The sequence below is a fragment of the Staphylococcus sp. acrmy genome (assembly GCF_022690565.1).
Taxonomy (GTDB): Bacteria; Bacillota; Bacilli; order Staphylococcales; family Staphylococcaceae; genus Staphylococcus; species Staphylococcus caledonicus.
The window spans coordinates 53,198-74,415 of sequence record NZ_JALCVE010000010.1; the positions used below are offsets into that span (position 1 = coordinate 53,198).

16 protein-coding genes and 2 pseudogenes are annotated in these 21,218 nt (G+C 33.7%); 5 read left to right on the top strand and 13 right to left on the bottom strand.

All coding sequences use genetic code 11. The features are described from left to right. The first annotated feature begins 126 nt into the window (after positions 1 to 126). Positions 127 to 746 (top strand): annotated as a pseudogene (uptA, locus tag FH144_RS10145) (undecaprenyl phosphate transporter UptA). A gap of 204 nt (positions 747 to 950) precedes the next feature. Further along, positions 951 to 2,915 carry a fructose-1,6-bisphosphatase gene (locus FH144_RS10150; RefSeq protein ID WP_242315629.1) on the top strand — a complete coding sequence of 655 codons (1,965 nt, stop codon included), beginning with the start codon at positions 951 to 953 and terminating at the stop codon, positions 2,913 to 2,915. A 429-nt stretch (positions 2,916 to 3,344) separates the two neighbouring features. Here the strand turns inward: FH144_RS10150 and uidA are convergent, their stop codons facing one another. The 10 genes and pseudogenes from uidA to FH144_RS10200 form a co-directional block, all read right to left on the bottom strand. Further along, positions 3,345 to 5,156, bottom strand: coding sequence for a beta-glucuronidase (uidA, locus tag FH144_RS10155; protein ID WP_242315631.1), 1,812 nt, complete (start codon positions 5,154 to 5,156; stop codon positions 3,345 to 3,347). Between the two features lie 23 nt (positions 5,157 to 5,179). Then, on the bottom strand, positions 5,180 to 6,025 hold the full coding sequence (locus FH144_RS10160; protein ID WP_242315633.1) for an SDR family oxidoreductase: 846 nt from the start codon (positions 6,023 to 6,025) through the stop codon (positions 5,180 to 5,182). Between the two features lie 13 nt (positions 6,026 to 6,038). Beyond that, the gene (gene uxuA, locus FH144_RS10165) at positions 6,039 to 7,082 is read right to left on the bottom strand and encodes a mannonate dehydratase (RefSeq protein ID WP_242315635.1); all 1,044 of its coding nucleotides are present in this window, start codon (positions 7,080 to 7,082) and stop codon (positions 6,039 to 6,041) included. Between the two features lie 18 nt (positions 7,083 to 7,100). Continuing rightward, positions 7,101 to 8,507, bottom strand: coding sequence for a glucuronate isomerase (uxaC, locus tag FH144_RS10170; RefSeq protein ID WP_242315637.1), 1,407 nt, complete (start codon positions 8,505 to 8,507; stop codon positions 7,101 to 7,103). 18 nt (positions 8,508 to 8,525) lie between these two features. Beyond that, positions 8,526 to 9,902: pseudogene (locus FH144_RS10175) on the bottom strand (glycoside-pentoside-hexuronide (GPH):cation symporter). Positions 9,903 to 9,978: 76 nt separating this feature from the next. Next, positions 9,979 to 10,989, bottom strand: a complete 1,011-nt coding sequence (locus FH144_RS10180) for a PfkB family carbohydrate kinase (protein WP_347341117.1) — start codon at positions 10,987 to 10,989, stop codon at positions 9,979 to 9,981. A gap of 4 nt (positions 10,990 to 10,993) precedes the next feature. After that, on the bottom strand, positions 10,994 to 11,632 hold the full coding sequence (locus FH144_RS10185; protein WP_242315640.1) for a bifunctional 2-keto-4-hydroxyglutarate aldolase/2-keto-3-deoxy-6-phosphogluconate aldolase: 639 nt from the start codon (positions 11,630 to 11,632) through the stop codon (positions 10,994 to 10,996). 325 nt (positions 11,633 to 11,957) lie between these two features. Continuing rightward, on the bottom strand, positions 11,958 to 12,356 hold the full coding sequence (locus FH144_RS10190; RefSeq protein WP_242315642.1) for a helix-turn-helix domain-containing protein: 399 nt from the start codon (positions 12,354 to 12,356) through the stop codon (positions 11,958 to 11,960). Beyond that, entirely contained in the window at positions 12,335 to 13,153 is an 819-nt protein-coding gene (locus FH144_RS10195; protein ID WP_242315644.1) for a hypothetical protein, read from the bottom strand. The genes FH144_RS10190 and FH144_RS10195 overlap by 22 nt, the downstream gene beginning before the upstream one ends. A 282-nt stretch (positions 13,154 to 13,435) precedes the next feature. Then, positions 13,436 to 15,217 (bottom strand): cation:proton antiporter, encoded by a 1,782-nt coding sequence (locus tag FH144_RS10200; protein ID WP_242315654.1) that lies wholly within the window; start codon positions 15,215 to 15,217, stop codon positions 13,436 to 13,438. A 245-nt stretch (positions 15,218 to 15,462) separates the two neighbouring features. On the opposite strand from FH144_RS10200, the gene FH144_RS10205 reads away from it, so the two are divergent. Beyond that, positions 15,463 to 16,506: a YkvI family membrane protein gene (locus tag FH144_RS10205; RefSeq protein ID WP_232806148.1), complete on the top strand. Its 1,044-nt coding sequence runs from the start codon at positions 15,463 to 15,465 to the stop codon at positions 16,504 to 16,506. A 51-nt stretch (positions 16,507 to 16,557) separates the two neighbouring features. Here the strand turns inward: FH144_RS10205 and FH144_RS10210 are convergent, their stop codons facing one another. Together FH144_RS10210 and mhqR are read right to left on the bottom strand one after the other, a co-directional pair. Next, complete coding sequence (locus FH144_RS10210) at positions 16,558 to 17,457, bottom strand: VOC family protein (protein WP_242315656.1); 900 nt, start codon at positions 17,455 to 17,457, stop codon at positions 16,558 to 16,560. A gap of 81 nt (positions 17,458 to 17,538) precedes the next feature. Next, the gene (mhqR, locus tag FH144_RS10215; RefSeq protein ID WP_242315658.1) at positions 17,539 to 17,973 is read right to left on the bottom strand and encodes a MarR family transcriptional regulator MhqR; all 435 of its coding nucleotides are present in this window, start codon (positions 17,971 to 17,973) and stop codon (positions 17,539 to 17,541) included. Positions 17,974 to 18,165: 192 nt separating this feature from the next. Here mhqR and aldA point away from each other — a divergent pair, with 192 nt between their 5' ends. Beyond that, on the top strand, positions 18,166 to 19,590 hold the full coding sequence (aldA, locus tag FH144_RS10220; RefSeq protein ID WP_242315660.1) for an aldehyde dehydrogenase: 1,425 nt from the start codon (positions 18,166 to 18,168) through the stop codon (positions 19,588 to 19,590). Positions 19,591 to 19,736: 146 nt separating this feature from the next. Here aldA and FH144_RS10225 read toward each other — a convergent pair whose 3' ends face one another. Further along, entirely contained in the window at positions 19,737 to 20,702 is a 966-nt protein-coding gene (locus FH144_RS10225) for a metal ABC transporter solute-binding protein, Zn/Mn family (protein ID WP_242315662.1), read from the bottom strand. A 182-nt stretch (positions 20,703 to 20,884) separates the two neighbouring features. Here FH144_RS10225 and FH144_RS10230 point away from each other — a divergent pair, with 182 nt between their 5' ends. Further along, positions 20,885 to 21,166, top strand: a complete 282-nt coding sequence (locus tag FH144_RS10230) for a GNAT family N-acetyltransferase (RefSeq protein ID WP_107508018.1) — start codon at positions 20,885 to 20,887, stop codon at positions 21,164 to 21,166. Positions 21,167 to 21,218 lie beyond the last annotated feature (52 nt).

Genomic DNA, 21,218 nt, shown 5'->3' on the forward strand with positions numbered 1-21,218 from the left:
ATCTGAAGAAAGTCAGGCAATTTTTAGGCTTATACAAGCAATTCATAGTAAATTTTATTATAATGAATTTACTATGAATTTTTTATTTTCAATAAAGCTTAATCTTAAAGGAGTTCTTGCTAATAAATGGAACAATTAATCACCGACTTTATAAGTAGATGGGGTTATACAGCGATTTTCATTCTTATTATACTGGAGAATGTATTGCCTGTAGTACCATCTGAAATTATCTTAACGTTTGCTGGGTTAATGTCAGTTAAATCAGGCTTATCGATTCCAGTCCTATTTCTTATTTCAACTCTATCGCCTCGTTAATTGGATTATTAATCTTGTACTATATCTGTCGTCTTATTAATGAGGAAAGTATTTACAGCTTTGTAGATAAGCATGGTAAATGGTTTAAATTGAAAGGGAAAGACGTTAAACGTGCCAATGATTGGTTCAAGCGGTACGGTTCTTGGGCTGTGCTATTATGCCGCTTCATTCCAGTCTTACGTGTTTTAATCACTATCCCGGCTGGTATTAATAAAATGAACGTCGTGCAATTTATGACACTTTCATTGATTGGTACGACGATTTGGAACTTTGCCTTAATTCTATTAGGTCGTCTGTTAAGTGATAGCTTTGACGCCCTAATGGCTGGTTTACACACGTATTCATATTTCATGTATATTATTATCATTCTAGCCGTATTGTACCTAGTGTATAGAATCTTCTTTAAAAATAGAAAACGCGGTGTGAAGTAATCGAAGAGGTTGGGATCAACTTACGTAGAGTTGTTTTATCCCAGCCTTTTCACTGTTTTAATAGCCTATTTGTAATTTAATTATGACATTTTAAGCATCACCATTGAAAAAGTGATGCTTTTTAACGATAATTTATGTAAGCGGTTTACTAATTACTGTTACTTTTCGAAAATAAATGGAAATTCCACACAGGAGTGAAATCGAATGACGCAAACAACTGAAAGTGAATTAAGAAAAAAATATTTAGACCTACTATCCCAACAATTTGATAGTCCAGAAAAATTAGCTACAGAAATCGTGAGCTTAGAATCTATTCTTGAATTGCCTAAAGGTACGGAACACTTTGTAAGTGACTTACATGGTGAATATGAATCATTCCAACACGTATTACGTAATGGTTCAGGTAATGTGCGCGCAAAGATTAACGACCTCTTCGCGAAGTCATTATCACAAAAAGAAATCGATGAACTAGCTGCCCTAGTTTACTATCCAGAAGAGAAATTAAAACTCGTCAAAAATAACTTTGATACAAAAGGTAAGTTAAACGTTTGGTATATTACTACCATTGAACGTCTTATCGATCTTATTACATATTGTTCTTCCAAATATACACGTTCAAAATTAAGAAAAGCGTTACCTAAAGAATTTGTCTATATTGTTGAAGAACTACTTTATAAAAGTAACGAATTTAATAATAAAAAATCGTACTACGAAACTCTTGTAAACCAAATTATCGAACTTGAACAATCTGATGATTTAATCATCGGTTTATCTTATAGCGTGCAACGTCTTGTAGTTGATCATCTTCACGTCGTTGGCGATATTTATGACCGTGGACCGCAACCCGATAAAATTATGGATACCTTAATTAACTACCACTCAGTTGATATTCAATGGGGTAACCACGATGTGTTATGGATTGGCGCTTATGCCGGTTCTAAGGTATGTTTAGCCAACTTACTTCGTATTTGTGCGCGTTATGACAATTTAGACATTATCGAAGATGCGTATGGTATCAATTTGCGTCCATTATTAACGCTAGCCGAAGAACATTATAGTGGCGATAATCCTGCATTCAAACCTAAGAAACGTCCTGATAAACCTGCCGCATTATCTAAACTAGAAGAAGACCAAATTACAAAGATTCACCAAGCTATCGCCATGATTCAGTTCAAATTAGAAATGCCAATTATCAAACGTCGTCCTAGTTTTGAAATGGAAGATCGCTTAGTATTAGAAAAAGTAGATTATGATAAGAATGAAATTTCAAATTACGGTAAAACATATCCATTAAAAGATACATGTTTTAGTACCGTTGATAGACAAGACCCAGGAAAATTATTACCTGAAGAAGAAGAAGTAATGAACAAATTATTGCTTTCTTTCCAACAATCTGAAAAACTTAAACGCCATATGTCATTCTTAATGCAAAAAGGTAAACTATACCTACCTTACAATGGCAATTTATTAATTCACGGTTGTATTCCAGTAGATGAACAAGGCGAAATGGAAGCCTTTGAAATTGAAGGTAAATCACATAAAGGACGCGACTTATTAGATGTGTTCGAAAGACACGTGCGTCACGCCTATGACCATAAAGAACTTACTGATGATTTATCAACTGATTTAGTATGGTATCTATGGACAGGTAAATATAGTTCACTTTTCGGAAAACGAGCTATGACGACATTCGAACGTTACTTTATTGAAGACAAAGCCTCTCATAAAGAACCTAAAAATCCATATTATTATTTACGTGAAGACGTTGATATGATTCGTAAGATGTTAAAAGACTTTGGATTAAATCCAGATGAAGGACGTATTATTAATGGTCATACACCTGTAAAAGAAATCGATGGCGAAGACCCAATTAAAGCGGATGGCAAAATGTTAGTAATTGATGGTGGTTTCTCTAAAGCTTATCAAAAAACAACGGGTATCGCTGGCTATACATTGTTATATAATTCATTCGGTATGCAATTAGTAGCCCACCAACATTTCGATTCAAAAGACAAAGTATTGTCAGATGGCGCCGATGAATTATCAGTCCGTCGTGTTGTTGACGAAGAACTACAACGTAAAAAAATCAAAGACACCAACGACGGTAAAGCAATGCAAGAACAAATCCGCATCTTAAAATTATTAATGCATGATAGATATTTAAATTAAAGTCTTAAACAAATAGGCGCACAGATGATTTCATTTAGTAATCAATCATCTGCGCGCCTTCTTTTCTTACTATTACTTCGTATTGATTGACGAAGCTTTCTTAGGGGGGAGCGGTGACAGAAATCTAAAGTAATTTCGAAGATTTCGTTGTCCCGCCCCGGCAAGGTTGACTAGAAATGAAGAAAGTACAGGTTGGACGCATCTTCATTTCAGTCAACTACTGCCAAACTCAGCCAATTTTTATGCTCTCAAGAGTCTCGCCAACAATACTACGTTAGTTACATGTAATTTCACTTTATAAAACTAAAAAATAAGACACCTCTATAATTTAATATAAATATACTAAATTATAGAGGTGTCTTACTTTAATTTTCACTTAATATTAAACAATAATTATTTAGTTTTAACCGTTAACATTAAACCTTATTTTTATTTTTTATAATCAAAATCTGGTATTGAATGCCATCTTTCTTTAAAGTAATGGGCTATGGCTTTAGGTTTTCTATCGCGAGTGAAGATACCTTTTTTGTTACCTTGAATTCTAAATAAGCCATCAGATGTTTCAAAGTCTGCAAAATTCCATGTTTGTTCTCCAATAAATGATGAGAACTGATCTACAATTTCATGATTAGCTTTATAATAGTTTACTTGATATTCTTCAGTGAACATTTGTGTATTGGCTGCGTGGAAGCCTGAGACTGTATCAGCGCCATATTCAGTAAACATAATTGGTTTTCCTGGCGCTTTTTTCTCCCATTGTTCCATTTCTTTTTTCAATTCTAATTTGGCTATGTTTAAATCTGCTGTTTGAGTATACCAGCCATAATATCGATTTAAACAGATTACATCAATTAAATCATAAACCTTATCAGTATCAGGTTGAGCAGTTAACAACAAGACAATCGTAACTGGTCGTTTTTGAGGATCCAAATCTTTCGTTAATTTAACTAATGGTTCAAAATATTCTTTAGCTCCATCCTCCATTGATGCTGGTTCGTTAGCTACAGACCACATAACTACTGAAGGGTGGTTTTTATCTCTAGCAACAAGTTCTCTAATCACTTGTTCGTGAGCTTCTTTTGTTTTCAAACCTTCCCAAGAGTTAGGTTTCTCTGAACCATCATTACTCAATAACGCAGTGAAACTTAAGTGTAAGCCTACGCCTGTCGTTTCATCTATTACAACAATACCTTGTCGGTCAGCCAAACGCATCATTTCTTCAGAATATGGGTAATGTGAAGTTCTGAATGAGTTTGCCCCAATCCATCTAAACAGTTCTAAATCTAAAACGTTTGCAGTTTCATTTAGCCCTCTACCGCTATAGAATGTATCTTCATGTTTACCAAATCCTTTGAAGTAAAATGGTTTATTGTTGATTAAAAATTGTCCATTCTTAACTTCGACTGATCGTATGCCAAATGGTTCGCTATAACTATCAATTAATTGCTCATCATTATCAAAGATTTCCACTTTCAAATCATACATATAAGCATTTAAAGGCTGCCATAAATGTGCATGTTCTATTTCAATAGTACTTTCTGTTTGGTTGGCAGAAGCTACATTATTACCTTTTTCATCAATAACGCTTACTCGAACATGTGTATTAGAAGGAAATTGTCCTTTAATTTTATAACTAACTTCACCTTTATCATCATTTAAAACATTAGTTATAATTTCAATATCTTCTATATAATTTTGCGGTGTCGTATAGATTTTCACGGGTCTATGTAGCCCTGCGTAGTTAAAGAAGTCAAAGTTTGGATTATTTTTTCGTACTATTTCTCCATTTTCATCTTTTTCTTCAGAATAATTACCTACTGGTAAGGTTGAATAATCTAAAACATTGTTTACTTTGACTGATAAACGGTATGATCCTGTAGAAGCTAATTCTCCAGTTAATTTAACTTCGAACGGTAAAAAACCACCTGAATGAGATACTACTTCTTTTCCATCTACATAAACTGTTGCTTGATGTGTTGCTGAAGCAAATCTTAATACCACTCTATCATCTGCAAATGATTTAGGAATGGTAAATTCACGTTCATACCACACATCACCAACATGATTTCTTATTTTATCTACAATACCTTGATCATTATAAGAACCAGGAACTGCCATAACATATTCCGTTTCCAAAGGTGTTTGTACATCATTAATATTTTGAGCATTTTCTAATTTAAAATTCCAAATACCACTTAAATCTATCACTGTTCTTGTTTCTGTAACTATTGGATATAACATAAGTTCACTCCTAAATGATTTATTTAAACTCCTGAATACGCATTAAATCCTCCATCTACTGGCAAGACCACACCATTAACGAAGCTTGACGCTTGGTCGCTTACTAAAAACAATAGTGCGCCTATAAGTTCTGAAGGTTCTCCAAAACGTCTTTGTGGTGTAGACTCAATAATTTTTGTAGCACGTTCTGAGTAACTGCCATCATTATTTAACAATAATCCTCTATTTTGATCTGTTAGTAAAAATCCAGGTGCTATCGCATTTACTCGTATATTGGTACGTGAGAAATAAACGCTTAACCATTGCGTAAAGTTACTAACTGCTGACTTAGCTCCACTATATGCTGGTATTTTAGTTAATGGAGTAAAAGCATTCATTGAAGAGATGTTAATAATACTGGCGAAATCTTTATTAATCATATCTTTACTAAATACTTGAGTTGGTATAAATGTACCTTTGAAATTTAAATCAAATACAAAGCCGACGCTTTCTTCATCCAAACCATAAAAATCTTGTATAGATTCTTTATTATTATTATCAAAGTATTCATCGTCTGTAGTGCCTTTAGGATGATTTCCTCCAGCACCATTGATTAATATAGAAATTTCACCATATTGTTCGTTAATTTCTTTCTTAACTCTTTCCATATCTTTTCTAGAAGTAACATCGCCTTGGAAAAAACTAGCTTCTCCATTATCTTTCTTTATTGTTTCAATTAATTCGTTTCCTTTATTTTGTGTCAAACCAACTATAGCTACTTTTGCTCCACAACTTGCTAGAGCTTTTGACATTTCGGAACCGATAACACCTGAACCTCCAGTAATAACGGCTATTTTACCACTTAAATTTATTTCAAAAGGTAATCCCATTTTATTACACCCCTTAGTTAGATTTTGTTACTGCTTCGTATAATCCGATAAGATACGTTGCACCTAATGCACGGTCATATAAGCCATAGCCCGGTTTACCAGTTTCGCCCCATATCATTCGGCCATGGTCAGGTCTAATAGGCCCCTCATAATTAAACTCATGTAAAGCTTTTACTATTTCGTACATATCTAGCGAACCTTTAAATGAAGGATGGGCTGATTCTTGGAATGAGTTTGGACCAGTATGTTTGATATTGCGAGCATGGACGAAATGTACTCGATCTTTTTCGCCAAAATAGCGTAACATTTCAACAAAATCATTAGATTGATCTGCTCCAAGAGAGCCAGAACACATTGTTAGACCATTGCTTCTAGAATCATATAAATTAATAAAACGTTCTAAATTTTCTTTATTCGTGATAATTCTTGGTAGACCAAAAATACTCCATGGTGGATCGTCCGGATGTATTGCCATTAAAACATCTTCTTCTTCAGCTACAGGAATTATTTTTTTAATAAAATATTCTAAGTTAGACCATAACGCCTCTTCGTCGACATCATCATATTCATCTAACAAGGCATTTAAACTTTCTTTTGTATAACTTGAATCCCAACCAGGTAAAGCAAGTTCACCACTACGTGGGTTCATTTTATCTACGTCATTTTCATCGTAAATTAAGCATGTTGAACCATCCTCTAAACGATATTCTAGTTGAGAACGTGTCCAATCAAACACGGGCATAAAGTTATAACACACCGTTTTAATACCCTCAGATGATAAATTTCTCAATGTTTGACAGTAATTTTCAATATATTGTTCTCTAGTTGGCTTTCCTAATTTAATATCTTCATGCACAGGCACACTTTCAATTACTGAGAATTCTAAACCTGCTTCTTCTATCTCGTTTTTTAGTGCCTTAATTTTTTCTTTAGGCCAAACTTCACCAACAGGCACATCATAAATTGCACTAACTATACCTTTCATTCCTGGTATTTGGCGTATTTGTTCTAACGTAATAGGATCATCAGAACCATACCATCGAAATGTCATTTTCATTTCAAATTACCCCCTTGTTTAAATTAAATTGAAATAATTATAAGCATTGTTATAACAAATATTTTGAATTAATTTTTTTAGCAACTCATTTTCATTAGGAATTTCATCTTTTTCAACTAAATCTCCTACAAAAGTACATAAGATTCTGCGGAAATAATCATGTCTTGAGTAAGAAATAAAACTTCTTGAATCAGTTAACATACCAACGAAATTCATTAATAATCCTTGGTCAGCAAGTGATGACATTTGGCGAAGCATGCCACGTTTAGTATCATTGAACCACCAGCCTGCGCCATGTTGTACTTTTCCTTTTATGCCCGCTTCTGTCTGAAAATTGGCTATTGCTGAACCCACAATATCGTTATAGATTGGGTTTAAATTGTAAATAATAGTTTTAGGCAAATGTCCTTCATATTCCATCATATTTAGTAAAGAATTTAAGTGGTAAGCTACATGGGTTTGATCTAACATAGAATCAAAACCTGTATCTGGCCCTAATTTTTCAAACATTTTAGTATTAGCATTTCTCAACGCTCCAAAATGAATTTGCATTGCCCAGCCTTTTTCATAATATTTTTTACCCAGTTCATTCAATACATAAGTTTGAAATTGCGCTTTATCTTTACTAGTTAATTCTTCTTTATTTATAGCTTTACTAAAAATGCGACTAACTTCTTCTTTTGTAAAATCTTCATAATGTAATATTGAAATACCATGATCTGACAATTTAGCACCTTTAGCATGAAAATAATCTATTCTATTAAATAAGGCTTTTATAAAGTCATCTTCAGTTTTTAATTGTTTATCTTCAACTTGTCCTAATTTTTCTAAAAAATTTAAGAAAGCCTGGTCTCCTATTTTGAAGACATCATCTGGTCTGAAAGCTGGTAGTACCGTTGTCTCAAAAGCGTCTTGTTTAGCAATATCATCATGATAATGTAAGTCATCGGTAGGGTTGTCTGTCGTACAAATTAATTTCACATTAGAATTAGTAATTAATGATTGGGTTGTTACGTGATTTTCTTCCAAATATTTGTTAGCCTCGTTGTATATTCGTTCAGCATTTTCTGAGGTTAGTAATTCATCAATGTTAAAGTACATTTTCAACTCTAAGTGTGACCAATGATACAAAGGATTCCCTACGCTGTTTTCAAGTGTTTCTGCCCATTTTATAAATTTTTCTTTATTAGAGGCATCTCCAGTAATATATCGTTCTTCAATACCTTGTCCTCTCATAGCACGCCATTTATAGTGATCTCCACTTAACCAAATGTCTACAATATCTTTAAAATGAACATTTTCAGCGATTTGCTTAGGGTCTAAATGACAATGGAAATCATATATTGGTAAATCTTTTGCATAATCGTTATATAATTTTTTACCTGTTTCATTATTCAACATAAAATCTTTATTTATAAATGCCATAAAACTTTTGCCTCCTTATTACAATTCATCTCTAAGTGTTAATTCTTTTACAATTTGTTTATGTCTTTTATCTGTTAATGGATAAGTAAAGAAGAAAATGATTAATGCTATTAAACTTATACTTCCTGGGATTACAAAGAATAATATTCTTAATCCTTCTAAGGTTCCTGCTGATTGAGCAACGTTAGGTTGATAGCCAATTAATGTAAGTGCAAGACCTGGTACAAAACCGGCAAGTGCTTGTGATAATTTCCGAGTGAAACTATAACTTGAATAAATTATGCCTTCAGTTCTTTTACCAGTCTTCCATTGTCCATATTCAACTACATCAGCTATAAACGCCCATGATACTGTAGTTGGTATAACTAAAAAGAAGTTTGAGAATGTATTTACAGTTAAAAAGCTAATATGTTGTTCTCCGAAGAAGAAATAATTTAAAAATTCGCATACTACAAAGCCAGCTATACCGATGATTGCAGTCATTTTTTTACCAAATTTTTTACTTAAGTAAGTCGTAAATATTAGTGCAGGGATTAGTGAAATAAAATTCAATGTACTTACTAATCCTACGAAGTTAGGTTCATTTAATACATACTGGAAATAATATAATTGTGATGATTGTTTTAAAAATAATGCCATAATACTAAGTCATGTAAAGATTGCTAATGCTGCAAAGGCTCCATTTTTCAACACACCTGCAAAAGCATTTCCACTATCTTTTTTAACAGGTTGTTCACGTATTTCGCCTTTTTCTTTAGGTTCTAATTTCACATGTCGTTCCTTAACATTTTTATAGCAAATTAAATGTAATAAAACACCAACAATTGCTAGAGCAGCTACTACAACTGGATAACCCAGAGTATGACTGTTGAAAAGGTTAACCATTGGTACAACTACTATACCTGCAACAAATATTGCTCCTTGAGACCCTAAATTTCTAAAGACAGATAACTGTGTACGGTCATCTGCATTAAGTGTCATAGATGCTGAAAGAGAACCGTATGGAATGTTAACAACAGAATAGGCTAGGTTAAATAACATATACGTTCCAAAAGCCCATGCAATTTTTCCAGTATGACTCAAATCAGGAGATAAGAAGGTTATTACCGTTATAATTGCTAGCGGTAAAGTACCATACAGAATAAATGGACGGAATTTACCTTTTGGTCCAATTTTCTTTCTAGAATCAACAATTGTCCCGACTCCAGTATCAACAAAGGCATCAAATATTTTAGATATTAAAAAGACAAGACCGCCATAAAATGCTGATATTCCTAAAATGTCAGTGTAAAACTTCAATAAATAAATTTGTCCCATGTCGAACATCAGGCCATTTCCTAAATCTCCTAAGCCATAAGAAAGCTTTTCTTTAAACTTGAGTTTAGGTTGTTCAATATCTTTGAATTTTTTACTTTTGGATTGCTATCGTGATTTACTTCAGTAGTCATATTTTCCCCTACTTTCTATCTCTTCATCTTTTTATATCTTGTGCAGTGGTTTGGATAGAATTGATAACTTCAAAATCTGAGGTAGTATGGTCTCCTTCAACGGTATGCTTATATAAAGCATTTTTAATTCCAAAATCAACAGTATCTTGTAAAGGAAGCTGATTGATTAATCCATAGATTATTCCTACGCTAAATAAGTCTCCAGTTCCAACTCTATCTAAAATATCGACATCATATTTCTCAGATTGATATAGATGATTGCCATTATATATAAATCCTTGTAAGCGGTTTCTTGAACTGCTAAAATTTTTTCTTTGCATAAATGCAATGTAGTTAATGTCATATTTTTCAGTAATTTCTTTTAAAATTGGTTTAAGTATTTTAATATCAGCTAAACGATTAAGACTATCCTTTTTATCTTCGTTATTATCATTAGGTAAAGACAATGGTTCATAGCCAAAGATTAAATTCACATATGGCAAGAGTTCAGACATCTTTTGTCGTGCGTAATCAAATTTCCATAAAGCTGCTCTAAAATTCAAATCACAACTTACAAATAATCTTTTCTGCTTGGCAACTTTTAATATTTGTAAAATACAATCAAACATCTCATCGTTGAGTGCAGGAGTTATACCAGTAAAGTGAAACCATTGGTGGTGGCTAAGTGCCTGTTCTATTTCATAATCTTCAAATCTTAGTTTAGAAAACACTGAGTTGGCACGATCATAAGTTACTTGTGATGGACGGACACTAAATCCCTTTTCTAGAAAATAAGTTCCCAGCCTACCTTCGCGTTGTTCAATAAAATCTGTATTTATATTGAATTTTCTTAAATTCATTAACACCGTATTACCTAACACATTAGAAGGTAGCCCAGTTAACATTGAAGTTTGAACTCCTAATGATGATAATCCCACAGCTACATTCATTTCTGCGCCCCCATAGTTGATGTCAAACTTAGTTGCATCTTCAATCTTTCCAAAACCTGGTGGTGATAGGCGCATCATAATTTCACCAAACGTTATTACTTTCACTTCCTCACCCTCTTACATCTTTTAATTTTTGTACAAATTGTTGAGTGTTTATTTTTACTTGATTGATGTTATCGTTAGCGTTTTTAGTAAGCGCGCTACCAATTCCAACTGCAAAGGCACCTTGCTGATACCACTCATGCATATTATCAATTGATACTCCACCTGAAGGCATCATTTCTACTTGTGGTAGCGGACCATGAACATTTTTAATGTATTTCGCACCTAGTAAATCTCCTGGGAACAGTTTAACTACGTCTACACCTGCTTTTAGTGCTTGCGTTATTTCTGTAAAAGATCCACAACCTGGTAAATAAGGAGTGTTATATAAGTTGCACATCTCAGCAATTTTCACATCAAAATGTGGGCTGACAATATAAGATGCACCATTCATAATAGCCATTCTTGCCGTTACGTCACCTAAAACTGTTCCAGCACCAATAACGACTTCTTTGTCTTTATAATTCTCTTTTAATTCTTGAATAACTATTTCTGCTTGAGGAGTAGTGAAGGTAACTTCAATATTCAATATTCCGCCCTCAATAATTTGTTCTATATAGTCTAAAGCTTGCTTTTTAGACTTCCCTCTTACTACAGCAACCAAGTAGTTATCATGTAAGCTTTTTAAAGTATTAAATTTATTCATTCGCATCTTCCCCTTTCTCTCCTTTTTTCAGTTCCAATTTTAGAATTATATTTAGATTTTTCAATTAAATCTCTGAGGAGTAGCTATTTTAATAAAAAATCGGCATAAAAAAACACTTACATTCAAAGGCTGTAAACCATTGATATGTAAGCGTTTTCTTTAAATATTGAAAATTTTCTTATTAATTACAATAATTCTAAATAATTCATTAAAGCATGGATAATAAGTAGAAAATTTCAACCTATTTGTGTTAATTTGACCTTTTTTATAATTATTTTACCTTTTACTAAAATTTTAAGTTTCTATAGTTTGTTTTTAATATATTTTACCTGTTCTTTTTACGGTATTGATTTGGGGATAACCCGAAAATATTTTTAAAACACGTCGCAAAATAACTTTGTTGCTTAAAGCCGACATAATGTGCAATTTGCTCAATAGACATATCTGTATTTTTCAATAAATATTCGCCTTTACGTACTCTTTGCTCCGATAAAAACAATGATATAGTTACTCCTACTTCTTTTTTAAACGTTCTTGATAAATAAGCAGGTGATAATTCTACGCTCTTCGCTAAGTCTTCTAAAGTAATGTCACGACTTAAATGTAATTCCATATATTGAATCACTTTATTAATTTTAGAACTGTAATTTAAACTTTTAGTGCTTAAAGTTGTATTAGCATACTCTTCAATCATAGTTAAAGTTAAATTTTCAATTCCTTGCACACTTGTTTCATCGTCGCATATTTGCCAGATAAAGCATCAACCGTTAATAAATTAACTCCGCTTCTTTCAATTGTCTTTCTACATAATGCATTCATTAAATAGGCAAAATATTTCATTGTAACAAACACATCATGCCCTCTACGTAAACCTGATATTTGAGAAGAAACTAATTTAAAGTATTTTAAAGCTTCTGAAGGATTGCCGTTTGCAACTTCGGTTAAAAATTGATTCTCTAGTTCGTATCTTTTCTCTAACTGTAGCAAAGTGTATTCATATTGCTCTGTTGCTTCAGAAAAGTTAGTACTTGAAATGTGAAAATTAAAGTCAATTTTTTCTACTAACTTATGATAAGATTTACCTTTTAAAAACTTATAAGCTAATCGCGTCGTTTTATCCACTTGTGTTTGAGGGCATAGTGGAATAGTAAGTAAATATTGTTTTAAAGCTTCAATTTTATCTACACCCATATTATTTTGTTGCAATAAATAATGACAGTCTTTATCACTTGGTCTTTTAGTCAAATATGGACCTACCACGATAACTTGTTTTACCTTTCTATATTTAAACATCATAAATTTAACATTAAATTTATTCGTATAAACATAGATATGATTACCATCCATATCATCAGTTAGACACTTAAGTTGATTCTTAAAATGCTTACTTCTCGTATTAGTGAAGGGCGTTTGAAGCCAATTACCTAATTTCCTTAATTCATAAAGATGAAAACTTTTAACTTGTAGATTAAAAAATTCAAGGGCATGTGTTTTTATCAATTCCATTTTACTTTTATCCATAAAAAACACCTCACCTAATTATAAACATATTCCTAACTTCATAAGTTATATAATAAAAAAAGAACGATGAAAGTTAATCCATCGTTCATATGCGCATTCAATTATTTTATTTTCATATTAGATATGACACTTATACGAAGTATTGTTGGCGAGACTCCTAGGGGAACAGGGCTAGGCTAAGACCGTGGCTTAGCCAGTCCCCCCAGGAAAGCTTCGCCAAACAATATGGAGTGTGCGCATAAAAAGCCTTTAATTCAATTAGTTATCTTACTTTAAATTATACTAATGTACATCTTTTAAGATGCCGTAAATGCCGTGTTCGTGTTGTGGCATTGGTTTGGTACTTTTATTAAATGTCACGACGCTTTCATTATCTATATGATAAATAATCATGTCATTATCTGTAATATTGTCATATTCGTCGGCATTTATTTCAATAATATTTTGATTTGATATGACGTTATCAAACCAGCGTGGGCTATGATTGTCATCAAATAAAATATGGTTACGTAACGGACCATTTAAATTATTGCGTGCTTGTTCATCGGTAAATGAGACAGGCATCATGCTAACATTGTTCAAACCAAATTCAGGAACAAGTTCATTAAATGCTAAACTATTGAAAATAAAGGACTTAGTCATCAATAAACATTTACTATAATGAATTAAATCTGCTGAGAGACGATCACTACTTGATAATAAATGTCCTCTAAATACCTCAAATCCAAGTTCTTTCGCATCTTCTGAAGATTCATCGAAAAGATTAAACACCATTACTGGAATCTCGTGTTCACGTAACTTTTTACCTAAATGGAATGAGAATTCGCTTTCCCCTACTAATATCACGCCAGGTGGTTCTGTACTAGCTAAGCCGAGTAATTTACTTAAAGGTTTAAAACTAAAACCATAAATGACTACGGTAATAAAGACTAAGCCGAACGTCACCGGCGTAATGTAACTCGCCATTTTGACATTATCTTCTAAAAATAAGCTACTAAAAAATTGTGCTACAGTAAGCACTACGATGCCTCTTGGTGCCATCATTGCGACAATCGCACGTTCTTTTTTAGTAATTTCAGTCCCAATTGTTGATAACAACACTGAAATCGGACGTACAAGAACAATCATCACAATCGCAAATACTAATAATTGCCAAGATAAAACGTGCATAAGCACAGATGACGTCAATGATGATGTAATTAAAATAAAGACTGTTGAAACCAATATAGATGACGTATTTTCAATAAAATGATCGGATTCTTTGAAAATTAAATCATGACGTTTATAGTGTGCCATCATTAATCCGAAAATGGTTACCGCTAATAATCCAGATTCTTGAAGTATCTGGTCACAAATACTAAATACCAATAAGATGAAAACGAGTTGTATAGATGGCATTAATGTTTGTGGAATTAAATCTCGTTGTATCAACCAATTGAATATAAATGATGCACCAAATCCAATTATAGCAATGGCAATCATTTGTAAGATAAAGACGAAAATAAGTTGAAAACCAAAGCCTTCACCTATAATTTGATACACGTAGAATGCGGTAAGCGCTAAAATTGGCCCCATTGGATCCAAAATAATACTTTCCCAACGTAATATTGAATCAACATTTTTACGCACTTTCGCTTGTTTCAATAAAGGTTGAATAACAGTTGGACCAGTGATTAAAAAGAGTCCTCCCATGACCATAGCTACAGAAATTGGAAAGTCTAATATTTTATGTAATGCGATGGCACCGAGTATCCAAGCTAACACGGCTCCTATAGTAATAATACGGATAACTGCTTTGGAAATACCTCTTAACTCTCGGAAATCTAAGTTACTGCTTCCTTCAAACAGAATGACTGCTACGGCTAGCGATACAATAGGACTGAATACTTCAGAACCCAATGTAGCTTCAGGATTAGCTAAACCTAAAATAGGTCCTACTAATAATCCAACAATCGACATAACTACAATTGAAGGCCATTTAATACGGTCTGCTAACCATTGACTGAAAATACCTAGTGCTAGAAAGAGTACAATGACTAGCATGACAGGTAAATCTAGTGACATACCTACACCTTCCTCAATAATTTCAAGTTTTGTTTAATACTTGCCATACTACCAAACTTTGTTTAAGACTGCATTACTATTTTACAACACTTTGGTTAATGACCTCACACAAAAAACATTGTTCATGTGGAATGAACTTACTATTTATTTTTAAGTCATTTTCGGCTAAAATAAGTTATTGCGTCTTACATATATAAATATAATAATTGAAAGGACTTTTCAAAGTGCAACAATTTAAAGAGGCCATGATGGTGGCTTTCGCCTTTGTCGGTGTCGTAGTTGGCGCTGGATTCGCTACTGGGCAAGAAATTTTCCAGTTCTTTACTAGTAATGGGAGCTTTAGTGTTCCAGGTATTATCATTACCGGAGCAATTGTGACGCTCGGTGGCATATTTGTATTAAACACTGGTTACATCTTAAAATCTCATAACCATTCTGAATCTATCCACTATTACTTACACCCGATTATTGCGCGTATATTTGATATTATACTTACAATTTTTCTGTTTTCGCTTGCAATCATTATGACTGCTGGCGGGGCATCTACTATACATGAAAGTTTTGGTTTACCTTATTGGCTAAGTTCATTACTTCTTGTAGTAATGATTTTAGTCACTTTATTTTTAAAATTTGATCGACTTATTACGGTACTTGGAATCGTGACACCGTTTTTAGTCATTGTAGTAACTATTATCGCTATTTATTATTTTTCAACAGGTTCACTTAATTTCGATAGTGCAAATCAATTTTCAGAACATCACCATGCACTTTCACTTGGTTGGTGGTTTGACGGTATTAATTACGCCAGTCTTCAAATCGCTGCAGCGTTTAGCTTTCTAAGTGTAATGGGCGGTCGTATGCATCATCAACGTTCTGGCCTATGGGGTGGCTTAATTGGTGGTCTCATCATTACGTTTCTACTTTTAATGATTAATTTAGGGCTCATCACTGAATTTAACGAGATTAAATCGGTTGCTTTACCAACATTATTACTAGCCCATCATATTTCGCCTATATTAGGAACAATTATGTCGATTATTATGATTCTGGTTATCTATAATACAATTGTGGGCCTTATGTACGCCTTCGCTTCACGTTTTACAGAGCCATTTTCAACATCGTACTTCGTATTAATCATTATTATGGCAATCGTTACATTTATTTGTACATTTATCGGTTTCATTTCATTAATTGGAAAAGTCTTCCCAATTATGGGATTATTCGGTTTCATACTCCTTATCCCAATTATGTATCGTGGCTTTTTAAATTTGAAATCCTTCAAAAAATAACTTAATAAATTAAAAATCTAGCGCATCGAGATGTGCTAGATTTTCTTATATCTAATTTAATTTTAAGGGTGTTAAATGTGATTCAATTTCGTAACGTCGCTCTTCATAAAATGGTGGCAGTTGTAAGTGGTTGCCTAGGCTTTCTATATCTTCGTCAATCGTAAAGCCAGGGCCTGCAGTCGCAAATTCAAAGACTAAATGCCCAGGTTCTTTCATATAGATAGCGTGGAAGTAGAAGCGCTCTTTGACCTCTGTAACGTTCAAACCCTTATTTCTAAAATGATGTTGCCATGCGACATGTTCATCATCATTTGGGACTGACCAGGCAATATGATGGAAGATACCCACACCCCAGCGTCTAAGTTTTTCAAGTGCTACACTTTCAACAATGACTTGATGATGTACTTCGCCTACAGTTTGATATTGCACATTCTCTTTAGTTGTTGTCACGTATTCTAATTGTAAATCCTCTTGTAACAAGCCTGTTGTTGCTTCAGGATTCGCTGATAACATTGTTACGCCATGAAATCCCATAATGTCGCTTGTATCTCGTTCTTCTTCACTCTCTACTAATGCAAGTGTTAACCCATGGATATCTTCAAATTCAAGTGTTGCTTGATTGAAGGTGTGAGTTTGACGTGTTTTGACTCCTTGCGCATTAAGGTACATTTCCCACTCGGCCATGCTATCTTTTGGGATTCTAAACGCTAGACGCCCTATTTGTCCTGCACCTATGCGCCCTTTGTATTGATTTGGCCAGTTAAAGAATGTTAATACCATGTCGCTATTGGTTTTATGATTGGAAAAGTATAAGTGATATATTTTAGTGTCATCGTAGTTTACCGTCTGTTTAATCAATGTTAATTTCAATATCTTCGTATAGAAATCGTACGTTTCTTGCGCGTCGCCGACAATTGCAGAAATATGATGAATATGAGTAATAGGTTTCATCGTTAGCACCTCCTGATTTTTTAAGCTTACTAATTATTTCGATTTCGAGATAATTATATTTAAAAAGATAAGCGCACAGACTTATACGTCAGTCGTTTGTGCACTTAGTTTCTTGAATGCCTGTTGTAATGTAGTTAATTCCTCATCTGTTAAGACGGAGAAAGCTTCTTCTAATGTGGCTGCGTGTTGTGGAAATATTTTAGCCATAAATTGTTGGCCTTTGTCTGTAAGTGTTGCATTATAGACGCGTTTGTCGCAGGAATCTTTGTCGCGTATAATCCAGCCCTTTTCCTCAAGTTGCGTGACCACATACGAAATACTACTACTTGCGATGAGTACTCTTTCTCTAATGCGTTGTATAGGTTGTGGTCCTTTGTTGTACAGTAATTCTAATACCGCAAATTCAGTGACATTTAGTCCATAATTTTGAACATCTTGTTTTACAATTTTTTCCAATGTATCTAATGAACGATTTAATCCTATAAATGCGTTTAAGGAATATTGTGTTCTATCCATTATGTCACCCACTTTATATTATTTCGATTTCGAGATAAATTATACACTTTGTTGATATAAGCGTCAACGTTTTGATTTAGTCTATTTTTCTTGAAAATGAAGTCCCTAATCGTCTGCATGTGTGGGCCCCCTTTTCAAAAATAAGAATGAAAGCAAGACTTTCAGGGAATACTATTCATGGAGGTGTCACAAATGACCAATCAATTATTTATTAACAATGAATTTGTAGCAAGCAAATCTAACGAAACAATGGACGTTATCAATCCAGCTACGGGTGAAACAATTGATACCATTACATTTGCGACTGAAGAAGAAGTAAACGAAGCGATAGAAAAATCTAAGCATGCGCAACGTGAGTGGGAACAAGTCCCTGCTCCAACACGTGCTGAACATGTTAAATTATTAATTCCATTATTGGAACAGAATAAAGACGAGTTAGCCAATTTATATGTAAAAGAGCAAGGTAAAACGCTCGCTCAGGCAGAAGGTGAAATTGATAAAGCCGTTCAATTTATCGATTATATGACAAGCCTAAGCATGAGTAATAAAGGCGAAGTCTTACAAAATAGTGTCTCAAATGAAACAATTCAACTAACGAAAAAACCAATTGGAGTAACGGCAGGCATTGTACCGTGGAATGCGCCGATAATGGTATTAATGCGTAAAGTGATTCCGGCGCTAGTGACTGGTTGTTCTGTGGTAATTAAACCAAGTGAAGAAACGACTCTACTTACATTGAGATTAGCAGAACTCTTCCGTGCGTCAACGATTCCAGCAGGCTTAGTTCAAATCTTGCCAGGTACAGGCGAAACGGTAGGTACTCAACTTGCTAGTCATAAAGATATTCAAATGATTTCTTTAACTGGCAGTATGCGTGCCGGTAAATCAGTGTACCAACATGCGGCGGATACTGTGAAGAAAGTGAATCTAGAATTAGGCGGTAATGCGCCAGTATTAATTACCCCTCATGCCGATTTAGATAAAGCAGTTGATTATATTGTGACTGCTCGTATTAACAACGCCGGCCAAGTATGTACGTGTCCTGAACGTATCTTCGTTCATAAAGATGTGCATGATCAATGGATTGAAAAAGTAAAACAACGTATGAGCGACCTTCAAGCAGGCGATCCATTTGATAACAATACAGATTACGGCGCTATTATTAACCAACAACAATTAGACAGCATTGATGATAAAGTACAAGAAGCAGTGAACAATGGTGCTAAGTTGGTATTAGGTGGTCATAAATTAGATCGTCCAGGTTTCTTCTATGCGCCGACGATTTTAGACAATGTTAAAACAGATGACCGAGCGTTTAAAGAAGAAATATTTGGTCCAGTCTTAGCCATCACAACGTACAGTGACTTTGATGAAGCCATTGAAGCTGCTAACGATACCAATGCAGGATTATCTTCATATATCTTCTCTGATAACCTACAAGAAATGATGACGGCAACTGAACGTTTAAAATTTGGCGAAGTTTACGCCAATTGCGAAGCTGAAGAAGTCGTTAATGGCTATCACGCAGGTTGGAGAGAATCTGGTCTTGGAGGCGCAGACGGCATCCATGGCTTTGAAGAATATTACAATACAACAGTAAGTTATATTAGATGGTAAAGTAGTTGTTCTCATAATGACATTTTAAATATAAAAACTTAAATCCCTTATTCCATTAAGTTGGAGTAAGGGATTTTTTATGGCCATATTTTGGTTTGCATAGGAGTTTATAGGATTGGACTCGCACTAAATGGTTGTGCCGCTTCTTATTTATTTAAGGCTTTGTCGAGAGATTGAATATTTTTCTTCATAACAGATTGGAATGTAAGCGACTCATCATTCGCTTGTGATTTAGATAATACTGATAAATTATTAAAGCTCACAGGTTCCGCATTGGTTTCATCACGTATTATATCCGTGATTTTTGAAGTGATATTTTGTTCGTATAAGATGTACGGTTGTTTCGTATCATTAATATTTTTAACTAACGCTAGAATATCTTTCTGGCTAGGTTCTTCATTATTCATACCACTGACGCCCTCTTGTTCGAAGTGATAACGATGCGCTAAATAGCCTAATGAATCATGTGAAATCACTACTTTATCACGTTTTGGATTAGCTGTGATTTGTTTTAACTTTTTATCTAAATCTGTTAAATCTTTATCTAGTTTTTTATAATTCTGTTCATAATACGCTTTATGGTCAGGGTCTCTTTTTACTAAATCATTTTTAATTTTCTCGCTCATTTGTTTATCTAACACTGGATCTAGCCATACATGTGGGTCATGACTTTCTTCTTCGTGACTATGATGCTCATGTTCGTGTTCATCGTGGTCATGGTCTTCTTCTAATAGTTCATCATGATTCAACCCCTCAGCTACCGCTAATTTCATATCATCATTGTTCATAGATTTTGTAATCTTTTTAGCGACTGAATCTAAGTCATCACTTGAGTAGATAAACAAATCACTTTTCGCGATATTAATCATATCTCTTTGCGAAGGCTCGTACGTATGTGTATCTGCGCCTGGAGGATAAATTGTATCTACATTCACATATTTACCGCCAATTTGCTTCGTAAAGCTTTCAAAGGCGAAAACGGTAGTATAAATATTAAGTTTATTTTTAGTAGTTATTTTATCTTTCTCATTATGTGTATAGTGTCCTGAACTACATGCCGTTAAGGCGACACTTACACACACGACTAGTACGATATAGACCAACTTTTTCACAACGAGCCCTCCAGAGCGTAATAATTTCGTTCTCAACTATATCTATTCTACCCTAGAATTGCAATATCTATAGGTAGATTAACTTCGATATTATTTATAATTTAATATAATTTTTATGCAATGTTTTAATTTTCCGGAAAAGTGATACATAATACTATGACATTATTAAGGAGTGAATTTTCATGGCTGAAGAAATTAAACAAGGTAATAACAAATTTTACGTTGGCGAAGATGAAAATAACGCACAAGCAGTAATCACTTTCAAACAAGTGGATAATAATGAAATTGATATTGATCATACTGGTGTAGCTGACGAATTAGGTGGTCAAGGTTTAGGTAAAAAATTAGTAGAAGCAGTTGTTGAACATGCACGTAAAAACAACTTGAAAATTATCGCATCTTGTCCATTTGCGAAAGATGTATTAGAGAAAAATAAAGATTACCAAGACGTATACTTTGGTTAATCAAACTTAGGAAGAATTTTCCGAATATAGGCGTAGAGGTGATTCAATTATG

Bases quoted from the DNA above. Each gene is read 5' to 3' on its own strand.
- uxaC (WP_242315637.1), bottom strand. From the start codon at position 8,507: ATGGCATTTATAAATAAAGATTTTATGTTGAATAATGAAACAGGTAAA.
- FH144_RS10185 (WP_242315640.1), bottom strand. From the start codon at position 11,632: ATGAATAAATTTAATACTTTAAAAAGCTTACATGATAACTACTTGGTT.
- mhqR (WP_242315658.1), bottom strand. From the start codon at position 17,973: ATGGATAGAACACAATATTCCTTAAACGCATTTATAGGATTAAATCGT.
- aldA (WP_242315660.1), top strand. From the start codon at position 18,166: ATGACCAATCAATTATTTATTAACAATGAATTTGTAGCAAGCAAATCT.
- FH144_RS10160 (WP_242315633.1), bottom strand. From the start codon at position 6,025: ATGGGATTACCTTTTGAAATAAATTTAAGTGGTAAAATAGCCGTTATT.
- FH144_RS10150 (WP_242315629.1), top strand. From the start codon at position 951: ATGACGCAAACAACTGAAAGTGAATTAAGAAAAAAATATTTAGACCTA.
- uidA (WP_242315631.1), bottom strand. From the start codon at position 5,156: ATGTTATATCCAATAGTTACAGAAACAAGAACAGTGATAGATTTAAGT.
- uxuA (WP_242315635.1), bottom strand. From the start codon at position 7,082: ATGAAAATGACATTTCGATGGTATGGTTCTGATGATCCTATTACGTTA.
- FH144_RS10210 (WP_242315656.1), bottom strand. From the start codon at position 17,457: ATGAAACCTATTACTCATATTCATCATATTTCTGCAATTGTCGGCGAC.
- FH144_RS10200 (WP_242315654.1), bottom strand. From the start codon at position 15,217: ATGTCACTAGATTTACCTGTCATGCTAGTCATTGTACTCTTTCTAGCA.
- FH144_RS10195 (WP_242315644.1), bottom strand. From the start codon at position 13,153: ATGGATAAAAGTAAAATGGAATTGATAAAAACACATGCCCTTGAATTT.
- FH144_RS10230 (WP_107508018.1), top strand. From the start codon at position 20,885: ATGGCTGAAGAAATTAAACAAGGTAATAACAAATTTTACGTTGGCGAA.
- FH144_RS10205 (WP_232806148.1), top strand. From the start codon at position 15,463: ATGATGGTGGCTTTCGCCTTTGTCGGTGTCGTAGTTGGCGCTGGATTC.